This window comes from Tateyamaria sp. LSS28, from assembly GCF_059611725.1.
Window position 1 is genome coordinate 111,192 of record NZ_JCAPFI010000004.1, and the last position, 16,185, is coordinate 127,376.

A 16,185-nucleotide genomic window follows, 5' to 3' on the forward strand; every position below is an offset into this window, starting at 1 on the left:
GTCAGCCACCCTCCTTCACAGGCGCAATTGGATCGGATGATCCTTCGGCCCTTGCTGGATTGATGTCCATGGGGTGTTCGGTTTCGTCAGCATTTGCACGCCGTGCTAGCCGCGAGAAGCTTTCGAGCGACAGCATGACCGCCCCGACAACGGCCAAGAACACGCCAACGTCGAACAAGGCGGCTGTGGCCAATTCGAATTTGTCGAACGGGGGAATGCGAACATAGGTGAAGTCCGAGGTCAGGAAGGGTTTGGTGACAAACCACGACCCGATGCCCGTGAAGCCAGCCACCAGAACGCCAGCACCGATTACACCATGATAGGGGTACTTCAATCGGGCCGAGGTCCATGTGAAACCACTGGCCATGTACTGCATGACAACCCCGATCGACACGACCAGACCGGCAATGAAACCGCCTCCGGGTTCGTTGTGGCCACGCAGGAAGATGTAGAAACCAACCAACAGAACAACCGGCATGATGACGCGTGTCAGCACGACCATCATCATCGGGTGCATGTCGCCCGCGCGTGGTTGATCGGGAATGCGGTTCAGAAGGCGTGCGCGCACGGGGCCACGCAGCAACGCTTCGGTGAGCGCGTAGATCAGGAGGGCCGCGATCCCCAACACGATGATCTCGCCGTAGGTGTCAAAGCCACGGAAGTCGACAAGGATCACGTTCACCACGTTGGTGCCGCCGCCGCCCTTGTACGAATTGGCTAGATGGAATTCTGAAATCGGCGTCGCGACTGCGTCCCGCAGCATGTAGTGATAGGCGAGTGCAAAGGCCGCAAGCCCACCAGCAATCGCCACGCCTGTATCGCGTGCTCTGCGTAGAATGGTGCTTTCGGATGGCGTCGTTTTCGGCAGGAAGTTCAGGGCCAGCAAAAGAAGAATGATGGTCACAACTTCGACCGTGAACTGGGTCATGGCAAGGTCCGGTGCGCTCAGGTAGACGAACCCGACGGACACCATCAGCCCGACAATTCCGATCAAGATGAGGGCCAGGAACCGATTGCGGTGCATGAAGACCAGTGCGCCGGTTGCGGCGACCAGCATCGCCCAGCCGGCGATGGGAACGGGCCCGGCGACTTGCACGGCGCGGGTCGCATCCCCAATCGTGCCGGTCACCCATGCATGGTAGCCGATAGCGACGATCGCCACGAAGGAAATCATCGCATACCGGCTGAACGCGCCATTGTGCAGGGTGTGGGTAAACGTGCGCGCCGCCGATGCGGCGGCTTCGATGATGCCTTCGAAAATGACTTTCGCCTCGGGACGCGGTGCGGCTTCCCATGCGTTGGACAGCGGTCTGAAGATGATCATCAGGATCAGACCGCCGACCACGGCGGCGATCGACATGAACAGCGCGGGCACAAGACCGTGCCAGATCTTGAAATACGCCTTGGGCACTTCCGCGGCCTCACCCAACAGGGATGCTGTCACGGTCTTCACAAAAGGCTCGGCCAGGAACGGGGCGACGCCGATTACCACAACCAGCACAACCAGAATGGCCGGGGGCAACCACATTCCGGGGTTCGGATCGTGGGGCTTCGCAGGATAGTCGTCACGCACCTTGCCAAGGAAGGTGTGTCCAATCAGGCGGAAGCAATATGCGGCAGAGAAGAGCGAGCCGACCGTCGCCAGCACAGGCACCAGCCATGGGGTGTTGAACAGCACGGTGTGCGTGGCTTCCTCCAGCATCATCTCTTTCGACAGGAACCCGTTCAGCAGCGGAATGCCTGCCATCGAGAGCGCTGCGAGTGTGGCGATGATGAAGGTCACTGGCATGAGCGTCCGCAGCCCGCCCAACCGCCGGATGTCGCGGGTGTGTGCTTCGTGATCCACGATACCGGCGGACATGAAGAGGGCGGCCTTGAACGTGGCGTGGTTCAGGATGTGGAACACGGCCGCCATTGCGCCGAACGCGGTGCCCGTGCCCAACAGCATCGTGATCAGCCCAAGATGACTGACGGTTGAGAAGGCGAGCAATGCCTTCAGATCGTGTTTGAACAGCGCGATCACTGCACCCAGCACCATGGTCACAAGCCCTGCGGTCGTGACAATAGCAAACCATTCGGGCGTGCCCGACAGAACCGGCCACATGCGCGCCATCAAGAAGATGCCCGCCTTCACCATCGTGGCAGAGTGCAGATAGGCCGAGACGGGCGTCGGCGCGGCCATGGCGTGTGGCAGCCAGAAGTGGAACGGAAACTGTGCGGATTTGGTGAAGCATCCTAGAAGGATCAGGATCAGGGCAGGGAGGTACAGGGGATCGGCCTGGATCAGCTCCCGGTTTTGGAGGATGACGCTCAGGTCATAGCTGCCCGCGATTTGGCCAAGGATCAGCATGCCAGCGATCATGGCGAGACCGCCCATACCAGTCACCGTCAGCGCCATGCGCGCGCCCTGACGCCCTGCGGGCAGGTGCTTCCAATATCCGATCAGCAGGAAGGAAGACAGCGACGTCAGCTCCCAGAACACCAGCAAAAGCAAGATGTTGTCGCTGAGCACAATCCCGACCATCGCGCCCTGGAACAGCAACAGATAGGTGAAAAACTCGCCCATGTTGTCGTCGCGGCTCAGGTAGTGACGCGCATAGGTGATGATCAGCAGACCAATGCCCAGGATCAGAAGCGCAAAGAAGAACCCGAGCCCGTCCAGCATCAACGTGAAGTTCAGGCCCAGTTCCGGCATCCAATTCACGCGCGCCGTGACCAGCTCACCGCGCAGAACCTGCGGTAGATTCGTCAGCAGGCCCACAAAGGCGGCGAGGGAAACCGTGAACGTCACGCCTGCGCAGGCCGCGCGGCCAGCAGCATTCATTAGTCCGGGGAGAAGCGCGCCCAGAAAGGGGAGTGCAACGATAAAGAAGAGTGACAATGTCGGGCCCAGTAAGGTTAGTTCGAATCTATCCAACAAGATAGATGGCATTCCGGTGTGTTCAGGCAACCGGAATCGTTGGGAAACTTGCGATAACCCGCTCAATTCCCAGCATCTTGGGTGTCAGTGGGTGCGCTGCACCGCAGAACGGGATGCTTGGGTGCGGTTGACTGATCGTGCGTTGGACGACCCGTTGATGCATTGCGCCGGTGAATAGCCCAGCACGGGGATAAGACGCCATCTGGCACGGTTGCCAGCCATTTGCGCCGTTAACTGGGTGACCGGTGTAAGCGGGGCTGATCGCCATTCGCCGGGTGTGGTGTTTGCTGCTGAGACACCGTTGCCGTGCCGCCAAATGCAGCATTACTCAGATTCACCTGCCTATCTTTTCGGCGAAATCGGGTATTTCGTCCAAAAAATATGCAAAATCTCGGATGACGGCTCATTTTTCAGCCGTGCGGCGTGCACTGCGCAGTCTTGGAGCTACCACTTGGCGCGGGTTTCAAAACCTACGAACGTGCGATGGTGCCGGCCTAGGAAACCAAACACCACCGCACTCCGCATCATATGCGTGGGGGGTGATATGGGTGTTTTGCCTGCAGAACACAACGTCCCTGCGCGACACGCAAAGGGAATGGCAATGTACAAGAAACTACTCGCAACAACAGCGACACTGACAACCATGGCGGCTCTGCCAGCCGTCGCGCAGGATTGCCCCATAAAAGTGGGCGTTCTGCACTCGCTGTCTGGGACAATGGCGATCTCGGAAACGACGCTGAAGGACACCATGGAAATGCTCGTTGAGCAGCAAAATGCCGCTGGTGGCGTGTTGGGCTGTCAGCTTGAAGCCGTCGTGGTTGACCCGGCATCCGACTGGCCGCTGTTCGCTGAAAAAGCGCGTGAGCTGCTGACCGTTCATGAGGTTGACGTGATCTTTGGCAACTGGACGTCGGTCAGCCGCAAGTCCGTTCTGCCCGTGATCGAAGAACTGAACGGCTTGCTGTTCTACCCCGTGCAATACGAGGGCGAGGAAAGCTCGAAAAACGTGTTCTACACAGGCGCCGCGCCGAATCAGCAAGCCATCCCGGCCACCGACTATTTCCTTGAAGAGCTGGAAGTCGAGAAATTTGCACTGTTGGGGACCGACTATGTGTACCCGCGCACAACGAACAACATTCTTGAGTCATACCTTCAGCAAAAAGGCATTGCCGCTGAAGATATCTTTGTGAACTACACACCCTTCGGTCACTCCGACTGGTCCAAGATTGTGGCGGACGTTGTCGCGCTGGGCGCGGACGGCAAGAAAGTTGGCGTAATCTCGACCATCAACGGTGATGCCAATGTGGGTTTCTACAAGGAACTGGCCGCTGCTGGCATCTCGGCGGATGACATTCCGGTTGTAGCCTTCTCGGTTGGGGAAGAGGAACTGTCGGGTCTCGACACATCCAACCTCGTCGGTCACCTCGCGGCGTGGAACTATTTCCAGTCGGCAGACACCGAAGCCAATGAAGCATGGATCGATGCATGGAAAGCCCGCATGGGTGACGAGCGTGTGACCAACGACCCGATGGAAGCCCACTACATCGGCTTCAACATGTGGGTGAACGCGGCGACTGCGGCAGGAACCACCGACGTGGATGCCGTGCGCACCGCGATGTATGGTCAGGAGTTCCCGAACCTCACAGGGGGGACCGCGGTCATGCTGCCGAACCATCACCTGGCCAAGCCGGTCCTGATTGGTGAGATCCTGGAAGACGGCCAGTTCGACATCATCAGCCAGACCGAAGAAGTGCCTGGCGACGCCTGGACCGACTTCCTGCCGGAATCGGCTGTCCTGGTGTCGGATTGGAAAGAGCTGGGTTGCGGGATGTACAACACCGACACATCCACCTGCGTGCAGATCAAGTCCAACTACTGATCTGACATTGCGGGGGCAGGCAACTGCCCCCGACACTTCTTCAAGGATAACACTTGGATGCCGGTTTTCCGCCAGTTCTACGCCGCGCTTGTGTCGGTGCTGTTGATCGCGTTTGCAGCCCCATTGGCTGCGCAGGACGCCGACGCGCCCATTCAGCGCTTGCTGCAAGAGCACGGCGAGATCATTGCAAAAAGCTCACGCCGCACCATCGGTCCTGCCATCGACGCGCTCGCTGACAGTGGTTTGCCCGAGGCGCAGGCGGTGCTGGAACGCTGGCGGGCCAAGGAGATGTGGTTCGACAAGGATACCGGTCTGTTTATCTACGCTGAAGAGATTGACCGCCGCACCATCCGCACCTTCGATTTTGCCAACGGTGCCGAGTTGGGGGAGTTCGAAGACAATGGGTTCAAACAGCTCAAACCCAACAGCGGCATCCGCGGCCTGATTGGCGCAGCGTTGGTGAGGTTTCAGTTGAATGATCCCAATCCGGTCGCGCGCGCCGCGGCCCTGATCGCCATCGAACGCGATGCGGATGAAAGCCACCTTGCCGCCTTGCGCGCTGTGCGAGACACCGAAGAGAACCCGCGCTTGAGCGCACGCATCGATCGCCTTGAACGGATTCTGACCATCCGCTTTGCAGAGGATGACGCAGAGCGCGTTGCCGCAATCCAGACCTTTGAGGGTGATCTGGGTGTCGATGTGCGCGCGGCTCTCAATCCACTTGTCGTTACAATGATGGATGCCGGTACGGACCTGCCGAACGATGCCGATGTGGCGAGGCAGGTGGTGCCCGGTTCAGAGGTGCTCAGCGAGGCTGAGGCCTATAGAATCCTTGTCGCCAAGGAACTGGCGCCCCCGCTCATTTCGCGCGCTGCTCAAAAGGCTGCGTTGATTGCTAACATAGATGGCACCTCCGTCGGCGGAATTCAGGTTGCATCACTGAATACCGAAGTGAGGCGTGACGCTGCCTATGACGAATTGGTGCGGCAGGGTCGTGTCGAAAATGCAGCAACGGTCACCGATGTGACACAGACGGTAGATGCCTATGTGTTTTTTGAACGGTATTCCGCCGCCGCGCCGACCGTTGCACTTGCCGCACAGGCGGTGCTGTCCGGGATCGAGAACAAGGTCGCCTTGAACCAGACAATCGATCTGGGGCTAGACGCGCTGTCGCTGGCGTCGATCTATTTCCTTGCAGCCATCGGCCTTGCCATCACCTTTGGCGTCATGGGCGTGATCAACATGGCCCATGGCGAGTTTATCATGATGGGCGCCTATACCGGCTATGTGGTCCAGCTCTTTATCCTGGACTACACGCTCAGTATCATGGTCGCCATCCCGTTGGCCTTTGCAGTGACCTTTGGCGCGGGGGTCGCGATGGAGCGGTTGGTGATCCGGTGGCTCTATCATCGCCCGCTTGAGACGCTTCTGGCGACCTTCGGTATCTCGATCGCGCTTCAGCAGTTGGCCAAGAACATCTTTGGCACGCAGGCCCGGCCCTTGACCGCACCCGGCTGGCTGGACGGGTCACTGGTGTTCAACGACATTGTGTCGATCAGCTATATCCGCATCGCGATCTTTGTTCTGGCGCTTCTGTTCCTTGCCCTGTTCCTGATCGTAATGAACCGCACACGGTTGGGTCTGGAAGTGCGCGCCGTCACCCAGAACCCGCGCATGGCGTCCTCCATGGGCATCAACCCGGATCGGATCAACATGCTGACCTTCGGCTTTGGCTCCGGCATCGCCGGGATCGCGGGCGTTGCCATCGGCCTTTATGCCAAGGTCACGTCCGAGATGGGCAGCGACTACATCGTGCAATCCTTCATGACTGTCGTGGTCGGCGGGGTGGGCAACATCTGGGGCACGCTGCTGGGCGCCACGATGGTGGGCACGATGCAAAAGGGAATCGAATGGTTGAACCCGTCCAACACCCTTGCGGCCCAGACCTACATGATCCTGTTCATCATCCTGTTTATTCAGTTCCGACCCAAGGGCATCATCGCCCTCAAAGGTCGCGCGGCGGAGGCTTGAGCCATGACAAACGTCGCACTTGATACCGCGCCCGCACGCAAGCCAACGTTTCTGCTGGTGAACAACCCGTCGGTGCTGATTTTCCTGGCTTGCCTTGCCTTGTTCACTCTGGGCGTGACGGTGCTGGCCGAAGGGTTTGGCATCGGTGTGGTCTCGACCAGCTTCGTCAAGACACTCGGTAAGACACTCTGCCTATGCCTTGTCGCGCTCGCTATGGATTTGGTCTGGGGCTATTGCGGCATCCTGAGCCTCGGGCACATGGCGTTCTTCGGCATCGGGGGCTACGCCATCGGCATGTGGTTGATGTACGCCCGTACCGAAATCATCGTAGTACAAAGCCTGTCAGCTGCCCCATTGCCACCAACGACCCAGGAAATCTCGGACGGGATCGCAGCGCAAATCTTTGGTGTTGTAGGTGCTTCCGAGTTCCCGCCCATCTGGGCTGTGGCCCATTCGCTGCCCTTACAATTGGCGGCCGTTGTGCTGGTGCCCGGGGTGCTGGCTTTGGTCTTTGGTTGGCTCGCGTTTCGCAGCCGGGTGACAGGCGTCTACCTGTCGATCCTGACCCAGGCGATGACGCTCGCCCTGTCGCTTTACCTCTTCCAGAACGATAGCGGGTTGCGCGGTAACAACGGCCTTTCCGGGCTACAGAACCTGCCGGGGCTGGGGGATGTGCCGCAATCCACCGTGTCGATCTGGTTCTTCTGGGCGTCGGCACTGGCGCTTGGGTTGGGCTACCTGCTGTGTGTCTGGGTGGTGTCGGGCAAGTTCGGCTCGGTCGTCCGGGCGATCCGCGACGACGAGAGCCGCGTGCGGTTCCTTGGCTACCCTGTCGAAGCATACAAACTTTTTATTTTCACGCTCACCGCGGTCATCGCAGGCATTGCCGGCGCGCTCTATTACCCACAGGCAGGGATCATCAACCCTGCCGAGATTGCGCCGATCGCCTCCATATATCTTGCGGTCTGGGTCGCTATCGGCGGGCGTGGTCGGCTGTACGGTGCGGTGATTGGCGCGGCTTTCGTTTCGCTTCTCTCGACCTACTTCACGGGCGGTCAGGCGCCAGACATCAACCTTGGATTCTATACGATCCAATGGGTCAACTGGTGGACAGTCCTGTTGGGACTGTCATTCGTCGTGGTCACTCTGTTCGCGCCCAAAGGGCTAGGTGGACTGTTTGATTTTATTGCGAGCAAAAGATCACCCAGCCGCCACGGCGCTGACCTTGGCCCAGACGCGGGTGCGTTGCGGGAAAAGGAGGCCGAGACATGAGCACACTTCTTGAAGTGTCCGGTGTGTCCGTCTCATTCGACGGGTTCAAAGCGATCAACAATCTGACCTTCCAGATCGGCGAGGCCGAGATGCGCGCCGTCATTGGGCCAAACGGCGCAGGTAAAACCACGTTCATGGACATCGTGACCGGCAAGACGCGACCTGACGAGGGGCGCGTACTCTGGGGCGAAAAATCGCAATCGCTTCTATCGATGTCAGAAAGCCAGATCGCGCAGGCGGGGGTCGGGCGGAAGTTCCAGCGCCCAACGGTGTTCGAAGACCAGACTGTTGCCGAAAACCTGATGCTGGCGCTGAAAAAGAAACGGTCCCCCTTTGCCGTTCTGAACTTCCGCGCGTCACGCGCAGACCAGGAACGGGTCGAAGAATTGGCCGGTGAGATCGGACTGGTCGCTGCACTCGCTCGCAAGGCGGGCGAATTGAGCCATGGTCAAAAACAATGGCTTGAGATTGGCATGCTGCTTGCACAGGAACCACGCCTGCTTCTGGTCGATGAACCTGCCGCCGGTATGACTCCGGCCGAGCGCGAACATACAACCGAAATACTGGTGGAGGCGGCCAAGACTCGCGCGGTTGTGGTGGTCGAGCACGACATGGAATTCGTCCGCCGCCTCGATTGCAAGGTCACCGTCCTGCACGAAGGTTCGGTTCTGGCCGAAGGATCGATTGATCACGTGACATCCAACGAAGCCGTCATCGAGGTGTACCTTGGCCGATAACCTGCTCGAAATCGAAGGGCTGACCCTGCATTACGGCGGCAGTGAAATCCTGCGTGGTATCGACCTGACGGCGCGGCGGGGTGAGGTCACATGCGTGATGGGGACCAACGGCGTCGGCAAGACCAGTCTGCTCAAGGCTATCTCGGGCACACATGTCCGCAGCGATGGTGTTTATCGGTTGGATGCCGAAGAGATAGGCAAATCCAGTGCCCATGCCCTTGCTCAGAAGGGCGTCGCCTATGTGCCGCAGGGGCGCGAGATTTTTCCGTTTCTGACTGTGCAAGAAAATCTTGAGACCGGGTTTGCCTGCCTGCCACGTAGCAAACACAGAATTCCAGACGAGATTTTCGATCTGTTCCCCATCCTTAAGGATTTTCTGCATCGTCGTGGTGGAGACCTGTCGGGCGGCCAGCAACAGCAGCTTGCCATCGCCCGTGCGCTGGTCACCGAACCCAAGCTTTTGCTGTTGGATGAGCCCACCGAAGGTATTCAACCCAACATCATCAAGCAGATCGGCGAGGTCATCTCGACCCTGCGGGAGCGGGGGCAGATGGCCATTGTGCTGGTCGAGCAGTATTTCGACTTTGCCTTCGGTCTTGGCGACCGTTTCACGGTGCTTGAGCGTGGTGCGGTCAAGCTTGAAGGAAAACGGGCCGAGATTGAGCGCTCTGAGTTGTTGAGCGCTGTCTCGGTCTAGACATCGATGTCATCGCAACGCGGGTGCTGTGCCGACGTTATGGCACGACAACGATGTTCCCGGTGTGCTGTTTGGCGATGAATGCCGTTTGTGCGGCATGCAGCTCGGACAAGGGGTAGGTGGCTGCCAGAGCGGGTTGGATTTCGCCCTGTTCGATGTACCGGACAAGGTTTGGCATGACCTCAAGATCAATGACGGTGGAACCTGTGAACGTCAGGTCCCGCAGGTAGAATGTGCGCAGATCCATGTCGACAATAGGGCCAGCGATGGCACCGGAACATGTATAGCGGCCTCCGCGCTCCAGCACGTCGACCATCGTGGGCCAGTAATCACCACCAACAACATCCGCCAGCACGGTGACAGCTTCGCCGCTCAAAGCGGTCTTCAGGTTCATTGGCGCGCGTGGCAGCACGACATCGGCACCCAAAGCTTGAACATCGGCATGCTTGACCTCTGACGCCAGGGCAATGACACGTGCCCCACGTCGCTTGGCAAGCTGCACCAAAGCGCCGCCGACACCGCCCGACGCTCCGGGGATCAACACCGTGTCCTGATCTGTCACACGGGCACGGGTCAGCATGCCTTCTGCGGTAGAATAGGAACAGGAAAACGTCGCCAATTCGGCATCCGACAGATCGGATTTGACCGCCACAGCATTGCGGGAGGGTATGGTTGTGTATTCGGCAAAACCGCCATCGCGTTCCGATCCGAAGTAGCCCGTCTTGTTCTTGTTGTTCAGGTCCGTCGGGTCACGCAGCCAGTTGTCTGTGATCACCCGTTCGCCAATGCGCGCCGGATCAATGCCATCGCCGACGGCAACGATGGTGCCGCACACATCCGCGCCCTGAACGCGGGGAAAACTGATAGGTGCGCCGCCCCAGCTTGGGTCCTCTTGTCCGACCTCTTCAAAGGCGCCGCCTGTCGTCGCCTCGGTCACGGTTTTGGAGTACCAGCCCGAGCGGGTGTTCACGTCGGTGTTGTTCAACCCGCAGGCGCCAACTTTGACCAGAACCTCGCCTTCAGCAGGGTCCGGGCGCGGCCATTCGGCGTGCCAGACCATTTGATCCAGATCGCCGTGACCCATCGTGACCATTGCGTTCATTGTTTTGGGAAGCGTCATCTAAAGGGCTCCGGTGTTCTGTTCGTCAGTGGCTCGAACGCAGGGGGATCAGATGAAAACCACACCGCGCGTAATGGCCATGGACCACGGTCAGCAAGGGCGCGTCCAGTGCAAAACAATATCGCTGGGAGGAAGCAGTGCTTTGTTGGATATGCGGTGTATACAGGTTCGACTGACCGGGCGTATCGTTCACCAGACTGCCTGGGGCGGTCTTGGAATTGAAAACAGATGTCGCCTTTTTCTGCCGCAGTCGTGGTTGATCCTCGTCACGCTTGAATGATTCAGGTCGTCAAAGAATGTGGCCCATAGAAGTGTTTCAAAGGGCTTTGATGACTTTAAAATATTGATTATAAACAGTTTATTTCTACTAACTTTTTAGTTTGACAGAAAATTTACTTTGCGCCTATCGTAAGCACAGTCGGCGAAATCCGGCTCACATAGAAATTTGGGAGGACACAAGATGCGCAAGTATCTTCTCTCCGCGACGGCTGTAGCTGCAGTCATTGCGGGGCATGGGACTGCTTTTGCCGATACGGCGGCAGCCCAGAAATGGATTGATCAGGAATTCCAGCCATCCACGCTCAGCAAGGATGATCAGATGTCGGAGATGGAGTGGTTTATCCAGGCGGCTGAACCCTTCTCGGGCATGGAAATTAACGTGCTGTCCGAGGGTATTCCGACCCACGGCTACGAGTCCGAGGTGCTGACCAAGGCGTTCGAGGAAATCACCGGCATCAAGGTGAACCATCAGATCCTTGGTGAAGGCGAGGTTGTGCAGGCTGTTCAAACGCAGATGCAGACCCAGCGGAACCTCTATGACGGCTATGTCAACGACTCCGACCTGATCGGGACGCACTCGCGCCTGCAGCTGGCCTATAACCTGACCGAGCAGATGGCGGGCGACTGGGCGGGCACAACCAGCCCGACGCTGGACCTGGAAGACTTCATGGGTATCCAGTTTACCACTGGTCCCGATGGTAACCTGTACCAGTTGCCGGATCAGCAGTTCGCGAACCTCTACTGGTTCCGCAAGGACTGGTTCGATGACGAAGACAACAAGGCGGCGTTCCAAGCCAAGTACGGCTATGAGCTGGGCGTGCCGGTCAACTGGTCGGCCTACGAAGACATCGCTGAGTTCTTCTCGAACGACGTCAAGGAAATCGACGGCGTGGCGATCTACGGCCACATGGACTATGGCAAGCGTGCGCCCGACCTTGGTTGGCGCATGACCGATGCGTGGCTGTCCATGGCAGGCACCGGTTCGGTAGGTGAGCCAAACGGTGTGCCAATTGACGAATGGGGCATCCGCATGGAAGCCGGTTCGTGCAACCCGGCGGGCGCAAGTGTGACCCGTGGTGGTGCGGCCAACGGTCCTGCGGCGGTTTACGCGATCCGTAAATGGGATGAATGGCTGCGCAACTACGCACCACCCGGTGCGGCGTCCTATGACTTCTACCAGTCGCTGCCCGCATTGGCACAAGGCAACGTGGCCCAGCAGATCTTCTGGTACACCGCCTTTACCGCCGACATGGTCAAGCCGAAGTCCGAAGGCAACAACACCGTGGATGACGAGGGCAACCCGCTGTGGCGGATGGCGCCCAGCCCGCATGGCCCATACTGGACCGAAGGGCAGAAGGTTGGCTATCAGGATGTGGGGTCGTGGACCTTCCTCAAATCCACGCCTTCCGAGCGCGCACAGGCGGCTTGGCTCTATGCCCAGTTCGTGACGTCCAAGACGGTCGACGTGAAGAAGTCCCATGTGGGTCTGACCTTCATCCGCGACAGCTCGGTCAACCACGAGTCGTTCACGGAACGTGCGCCCAAGCTGGGTGGTCTGGTGGAATTCTACCGCTCGCCTGACCGCGTTGCATGGTCGCCGACCGGCATCAACGTGCCTGACTACCCGAAGCTGGCCCAGATCTGGTGGCAGCAGATTGGTGACGTGAACTCGGGTGCCTTCACACCGCAGCAGGCGATGGATCGTCTGGCCGAGGAGATGGACATCACCATGGCTCGGATGCAGCAGGCGGACGAAGCGGCCGGTGTCTATGGCGGCTGTGGCCCACGTCTGAACGAAGAGCAGGACGCCGAATACTGGTTCGCCAACGGCGGCGCCAAGCCGAAGCTAGAGAACGAGAAGCCGCAAGGCGAGACCGTGAACTACGACGACCTGGTTGCCCGCTGGCAGCAGTAAACTCCCCGTCGGTCCCCTTTCCCAACATGGGGGGCTGACACCTGGTCGAAGCACGCGCGCGTGCTTCGACCTCATTCTTCGCGGATAGGAACAATGACACTCGAGCTGAAAGACGCTACCAAGCGCGTGCGCGGCATCACCCATATCAAGCCCACATCGCTGGTGATGGAGCCTGGACATTTTAATGTCCTGCTGGGGCAGACCGCATCGGGCAAAACATCTTTGATCAAGCTGATGGCTGGCCTCGATCCACTGGCCGATGGCGAGGTCTGGATGGACGGACAGAACGTGTCGCGACTGTCGACGCAGAAACGCAACATCAGCCTCGTGCACCAGTTTTTCGTGAACTATCCGCATATGACGGTTTTCGATAACATCGCCTCCCCGCTGCGGGTTGCAGGCATGGCGAAGTCCGAAATTCAGGGGCGGGTCGAAGAAGCAGCTGACATCCTGCAATTGCGTCCGATGCTGCACCGTCGCCCGCAGGAATTGTCGGGTGGCCAGCAGCAACGGTGCGCGCTGGCCCGCGCAATCGCTAAGGAAAGTCGGGCGGTGTTCCTCGATGAACCCCTCGCCAATCTCGACTACAAGCTGCGCGAAGAACTGCGGGAGCAACTGCCGGAGTTGTTCGCCGGTCGCGGTGCGGTTGTGGTATATGCCACGTCCGAGCCAGAAGAGGCGCTGTTGCTGGGGGGCAAGACGGCGCTGATGGACGATGGTGTCGTCACCCAGTTTGGCACGACGGCTCATATCTATCGCAAGCCGGACAATCTGACGGCGGCACGGGTCTTTTCCGATCCGCCCATCAATGCCGCGCGGATCACAAAGTCAGGCGGGACCGCGCAGATGGAAACAGGGGCAAGCTGGGCGCTTTCTGGGCCAGCGGCGGATATCGCAGACGGTGACTATACGCTGGCCATCCGGCCCCACCACGTGACACCTGTCCCCGCGGGGACAGATTATGTTAAGTTGGATGGCACTGTTCTGGTTACCGAATTGTCCGGGTCAGAGTCCAGCGCACACTTTCAGATCGGCGATGACGGATGGGTTTCTTTGGCTCATGGCGTGCACCCCTACGAAGTGGGGGAGCGGCATGAGTTCTACATGGATGCATCTCAGGCCTTCTACTTTGCAGAAGATGGGAGGCTCGTGGCGTGACGCGCATCCAATTCAAAATGCTTCGCCTTTCGCTGCCTCTCGCTGTTCGCGCGAACGCGAAAGGCGACACCTATTTGTGCCAAGAACTGGATGCTCTGTAATGGCAAAGATTACGCTTTCGAACCTGCGCCATTCCTATCTGCCTTCCCCAAGCGGACCGGCGGACTATGCACTCAAGGAAATCGACCTCGATTGGCAGGACGGCGGTGCATATGCGTTGCTGGGACCATCGGGTTGCGGGAAATCCACGCTGCTGAATATCATTTCGGGCCTGCTCACCCCGTCCGAGGGTCGCATCCTGTTCGATGATAGGGATGTGACGGACCTGCCGCCGGATCAACGCAACATCGCGCAAGTGTTCCAGTTCCCGGTGATCTACGACACGATGACGGTGCGGGACAACCTTGCCTTTCCTTTGCGCAATCGCGGGGTGGATGAAGGACGCATTGCGGAGCGTGTGGCAGAGATCGCGCAGATGCTGGAGGTCGAGGAGATGCTCGACATCCGAGCGTCACACCTCAGCCCTGACAACAAGCAAAAGATTTCCATGGGGCGTGGCCTTGTCCGTGATGACGTGAACGTCGTCATGTTTGACGAGCCTCTGACAGTGATCGACCCGCATCTGAAATGGAAACTGCGGTCGAAGCTAAAAGAGCTGCACCAGCGGGTGCGCGCGACGATGATCTATGTGACCCATGACCAGACCGAGGCGCTGACCTTTGCCGATCAGGTTGTGGTGATGCAGGACGGTGAGATTGTTCAGATCGGCACCCCGGTCGAGTTGTTCGAGCGGCCGCAGCATACGTTTGTGGGCCACTTCATCGGGTCACCCGGCATGAATGTTCTGCCTGCCGAAGAAAGTGATGGCGCGGTGCGGTTCCAGGGACGCCAAGTTGCGCTGGAAGGCGCAGTGACCGGGCAGGGGGGGATGACGCAAATTGGCGTGCGCCCCGAGTTCGTATCGCTGACCGATGCAGGTCTGCCTGCACGTGTGCACAAGGTGTCGGACGTGGGCCGTCACGCAGTTGTCGAAGCGATGGTGGGGGATGCGGCTGTCAAAGCCATCGTTGAGGGTGAATTGCCGGAGCAGGGTGCAGAAATACATCTCGCCTTCCGGCCTGACCATACGCGTCTGTATCGCGACGGATGGTTGTCTACGGAGGCACGGACATGAAGACTGAAAACCAAAAGGCGTGGTTCTTTGTTCTGCCTGTTCTGCTGCTGGTCGCGTTCAACGCGCTGGTGCCGATCATGACGGTGGTCAATTATTCAGTGCAGGAGACATTTGGGAATAATGTGTTCTTCTGGCAGGGGCTGGATTGGTTTGAACAAATCCTGCGCTCGGACCGGTTTCAGGCAGCCTTGGGGCGGCAGTTCCTGTTCACCTTTCTGATCCTGATCATCGAGATTCCGCTGGGCATTATCATCGCGCTGTCCATGCCGAAGAAAGGCATGTGGGTGCCCGTGTGCCTTGTGCTTATGGCGCTGCCCATGCTGATCCCATGGAACGTGGTGGGGGCGATGTGGAACATCTTTACCCTGCCGAAGATCGGGTTGCTGGGCTACTTTATGAACGACGTTTTGGGCATTGCCTATGACATGACCCAGAACCCCTTTGCCGCTTGGGTGACGATCATTGTCATGGATGTGTGGCACTGGACGTCGCTGGTGGTGCTGCTGAGCTATGCGGGCCTCGTGTCTATCCCGGATGCCTATTATCAGGCGGCCAAGATTGATGGGGCATCCCCATGGAAAGTGTTCCGCTACATCCAGTTGCCGAAGATGAAAACAGTTCTGACGATCGCGATCCTGCTGCGCTTCATGGACAGCTTTAACATTTATACGGAGCCGTTCGTTTTGACCGGCGGTGGGCCGGGCAACTCGACGACGCTCTTGTCGATCGACCTGGTGAAGATCGCACTTGGGCAGTTTGACCTTGGCCCTGCGGCGGCGATGAGCCTGATCTATTTCGCGATCACGCTGCTGGTGTCGTGGCTGTTCTATACTCTGATGACGAAGGATGACGCGCAATGATCTGGACGCTCCATTCAAGCCTCGTGCACGGCGGGCACCGCCGGGCAGCGCCCGACCGCCCCCCCGGGCGGGCGCTTTCAGCGCGACGCCCGCGGTCGGTCGCTGCCCTCAGTTCTGTTGGACGACCGTTTGAAAGAGGGATG

Annotated in this window: 11 protein-coding genes; 9 read left to right on the forward strand and 2 right to left on the reverse strand. The window is 58.8% G+C overall.

Going from position 1 to position 16,185, the window contains the following annotated elements; translation table 11 throughout:
• Position 1: 1 nt before the first annotated feature.
• A complete protein-coding gene (locus tag AC53L6_RS13065) occupies positions 2–2,881 on the reverse strand; it encodes a monovalent cation/H+ antiporter subunit A (RefSeq protein WP_496908159.1) in 2,880 nt (959 codons plus the stop codon).
• 634 nt (positions 2,882–3,515) lie between these two features.
• On the opposite strand from AC53L6_RS13065, the gene urtA reads away from it, so the two are divergent.
• The 5 genes from urtA to urtE are packed head-to-tail and all read left to right on the forward strand — an operon-like array spanning position 3,516 to position 9,536.
• Positions 3,516–4,799 (forward strand): urea ABC transporter substrate-binding protein, encoded by a 1,284-nt coding sequence (gene urtA / locus AC53L6_RS13070; protein WP_299599424.1) that lies wholly within the window; start codon positions 3,516–3,518, stop codon positions 4,797–4,799.
• A 57-nt stretch (positions 4,800–4,856) separates the two neighbouring features.
• Complete coding sequence (urtB, locus tag AC53L6_RS13075) at positions 4,857–6,830, forward strand: urea ABC transporter permease subunit UrtB (protein WP_496908160.1); 1,974 nt, start codon at positions 4,857–4,859, stop codon at positions 6,828–6,830.
• Positions 6,831–6,833: 3 nt separating this feature from the next.
• Positions 6,834–8,102 carry an urea ABC transporter permease subunit UrtC gene (urtC, locus tag AC53L6_RS13080; RefSeq protein WP_299743797.1) on the forward strand — a complete coding sequence of 423 codons (1,269 nt, stop codon included), beginning with the start codon at positions 6,834–6,836 and terminating at the stop codon, positions 8,100–8,102.
• Positions 8,099–8,839, forward strand: a complete 741-nt coding sequence (gene urtD / locus AC53L6_RS13085; protein WP_299201539.1) for an urea ABC transporter ATP-binding protein UrtD — start codon at positions 8,099–8,101, stop codon at positions 8,837–8,839. Before urtC ends, urtD begins: the two co-directional genes overlap by 4 nt.
• Before the next feature lies 1 nt (position 8,840).
• A complete protein-coding gene (urtE, locus tag AC53L6_RS13090; protein WP_496908512.1) occupies positions 8,841–9,536 on the forward strand; it encodes an urea ABC transporter ATP-binding subunit UrtE in 696 nt (231 codons plus the stop codon).
• A gap of 37 nt (positions 9,537–9,573) precedes the next feature.
• Here the strand turns inward: urtE and AC53L6_RS13095 are convergent, their stop codons facing one another.
• Positions 9,574–10,656, reverse strand: coding sequence for an alcohol dehydrogenase family protein (locus AC53L6_RS13095; protein WP_496908161.1), 1,083 nt, complete (start codon positions 10,654–10,656; stop codon positions 9,574–9,576).
• A gap of 460 nt (positions 10,657–11,116) precedes the next feature.
• Here AC53L6_RS13095 and AC53L6_RS13100 point away from each other — a divergent pair, with 460 nt between their 5' ends.
• The 4 genes from AC53L6_RS13100 to AC53L6_RS13115 all read left to right on the forward strand — a co-directional run bounded on the left by AC53L6_RS13100 (position 11,117) and on the right by AC53L6_RS13115 (position 16,042).
• Positions 11,117–12,850 (forward strand): ABC transporter substrate-binding protein, encoded by a 1,734-nt coding sequence (locus tag AC53L6_RS13100; RefSeq protein ID WP_496908162.1) that lies wholly within the window; start codon positions 11,117–11,119, stop codon positions 12,848–12,850.
• A gap of 93 nt (positions 12,851–12,943) precedes the next feature.
• Positions 12,944–14,008, forward strand: a complete 1,065-nt coding sequence (locus tag AC53L6_RS13105) for an ABC transporter ATP-binding protein (RefSeq protein WP_496908163.1) — start codon at positions 12,944–12,946, stop codon at positions 14,006–14,008.
• A 100-nt stretch (positions 14,009–14,108) separates the two neighbouring features.
• The gene (locus tag AC53L6_RS13110; RefSeq protein ID WP_496908164.1) at positions 14,109–15,182 is read left to right on the forward strand and encodes an ABC transporter ATP-binding protein; all 1,074 of its coding nucleotides are present in this window, start codon (positions 14,109–14,111) and stop codon (positions 15,180–15,182) included.
• Entirely contained in the window at positions 15,179–16,042 is an 864-nt protein-coding gene (locus AC53L6_RS13115) for a carbohydrate ABC transporter permease (protein ID WP_189370973.1), read from the forward strand. The genes AC53L6_RS13110 and AC53L6_RS13115 overlap by 4 nt, the downstream gene beginning before the upstream one ends.
• The last annotated feature ends 143 nt before the right edge of the window (positions 16,043–16,185 follow it).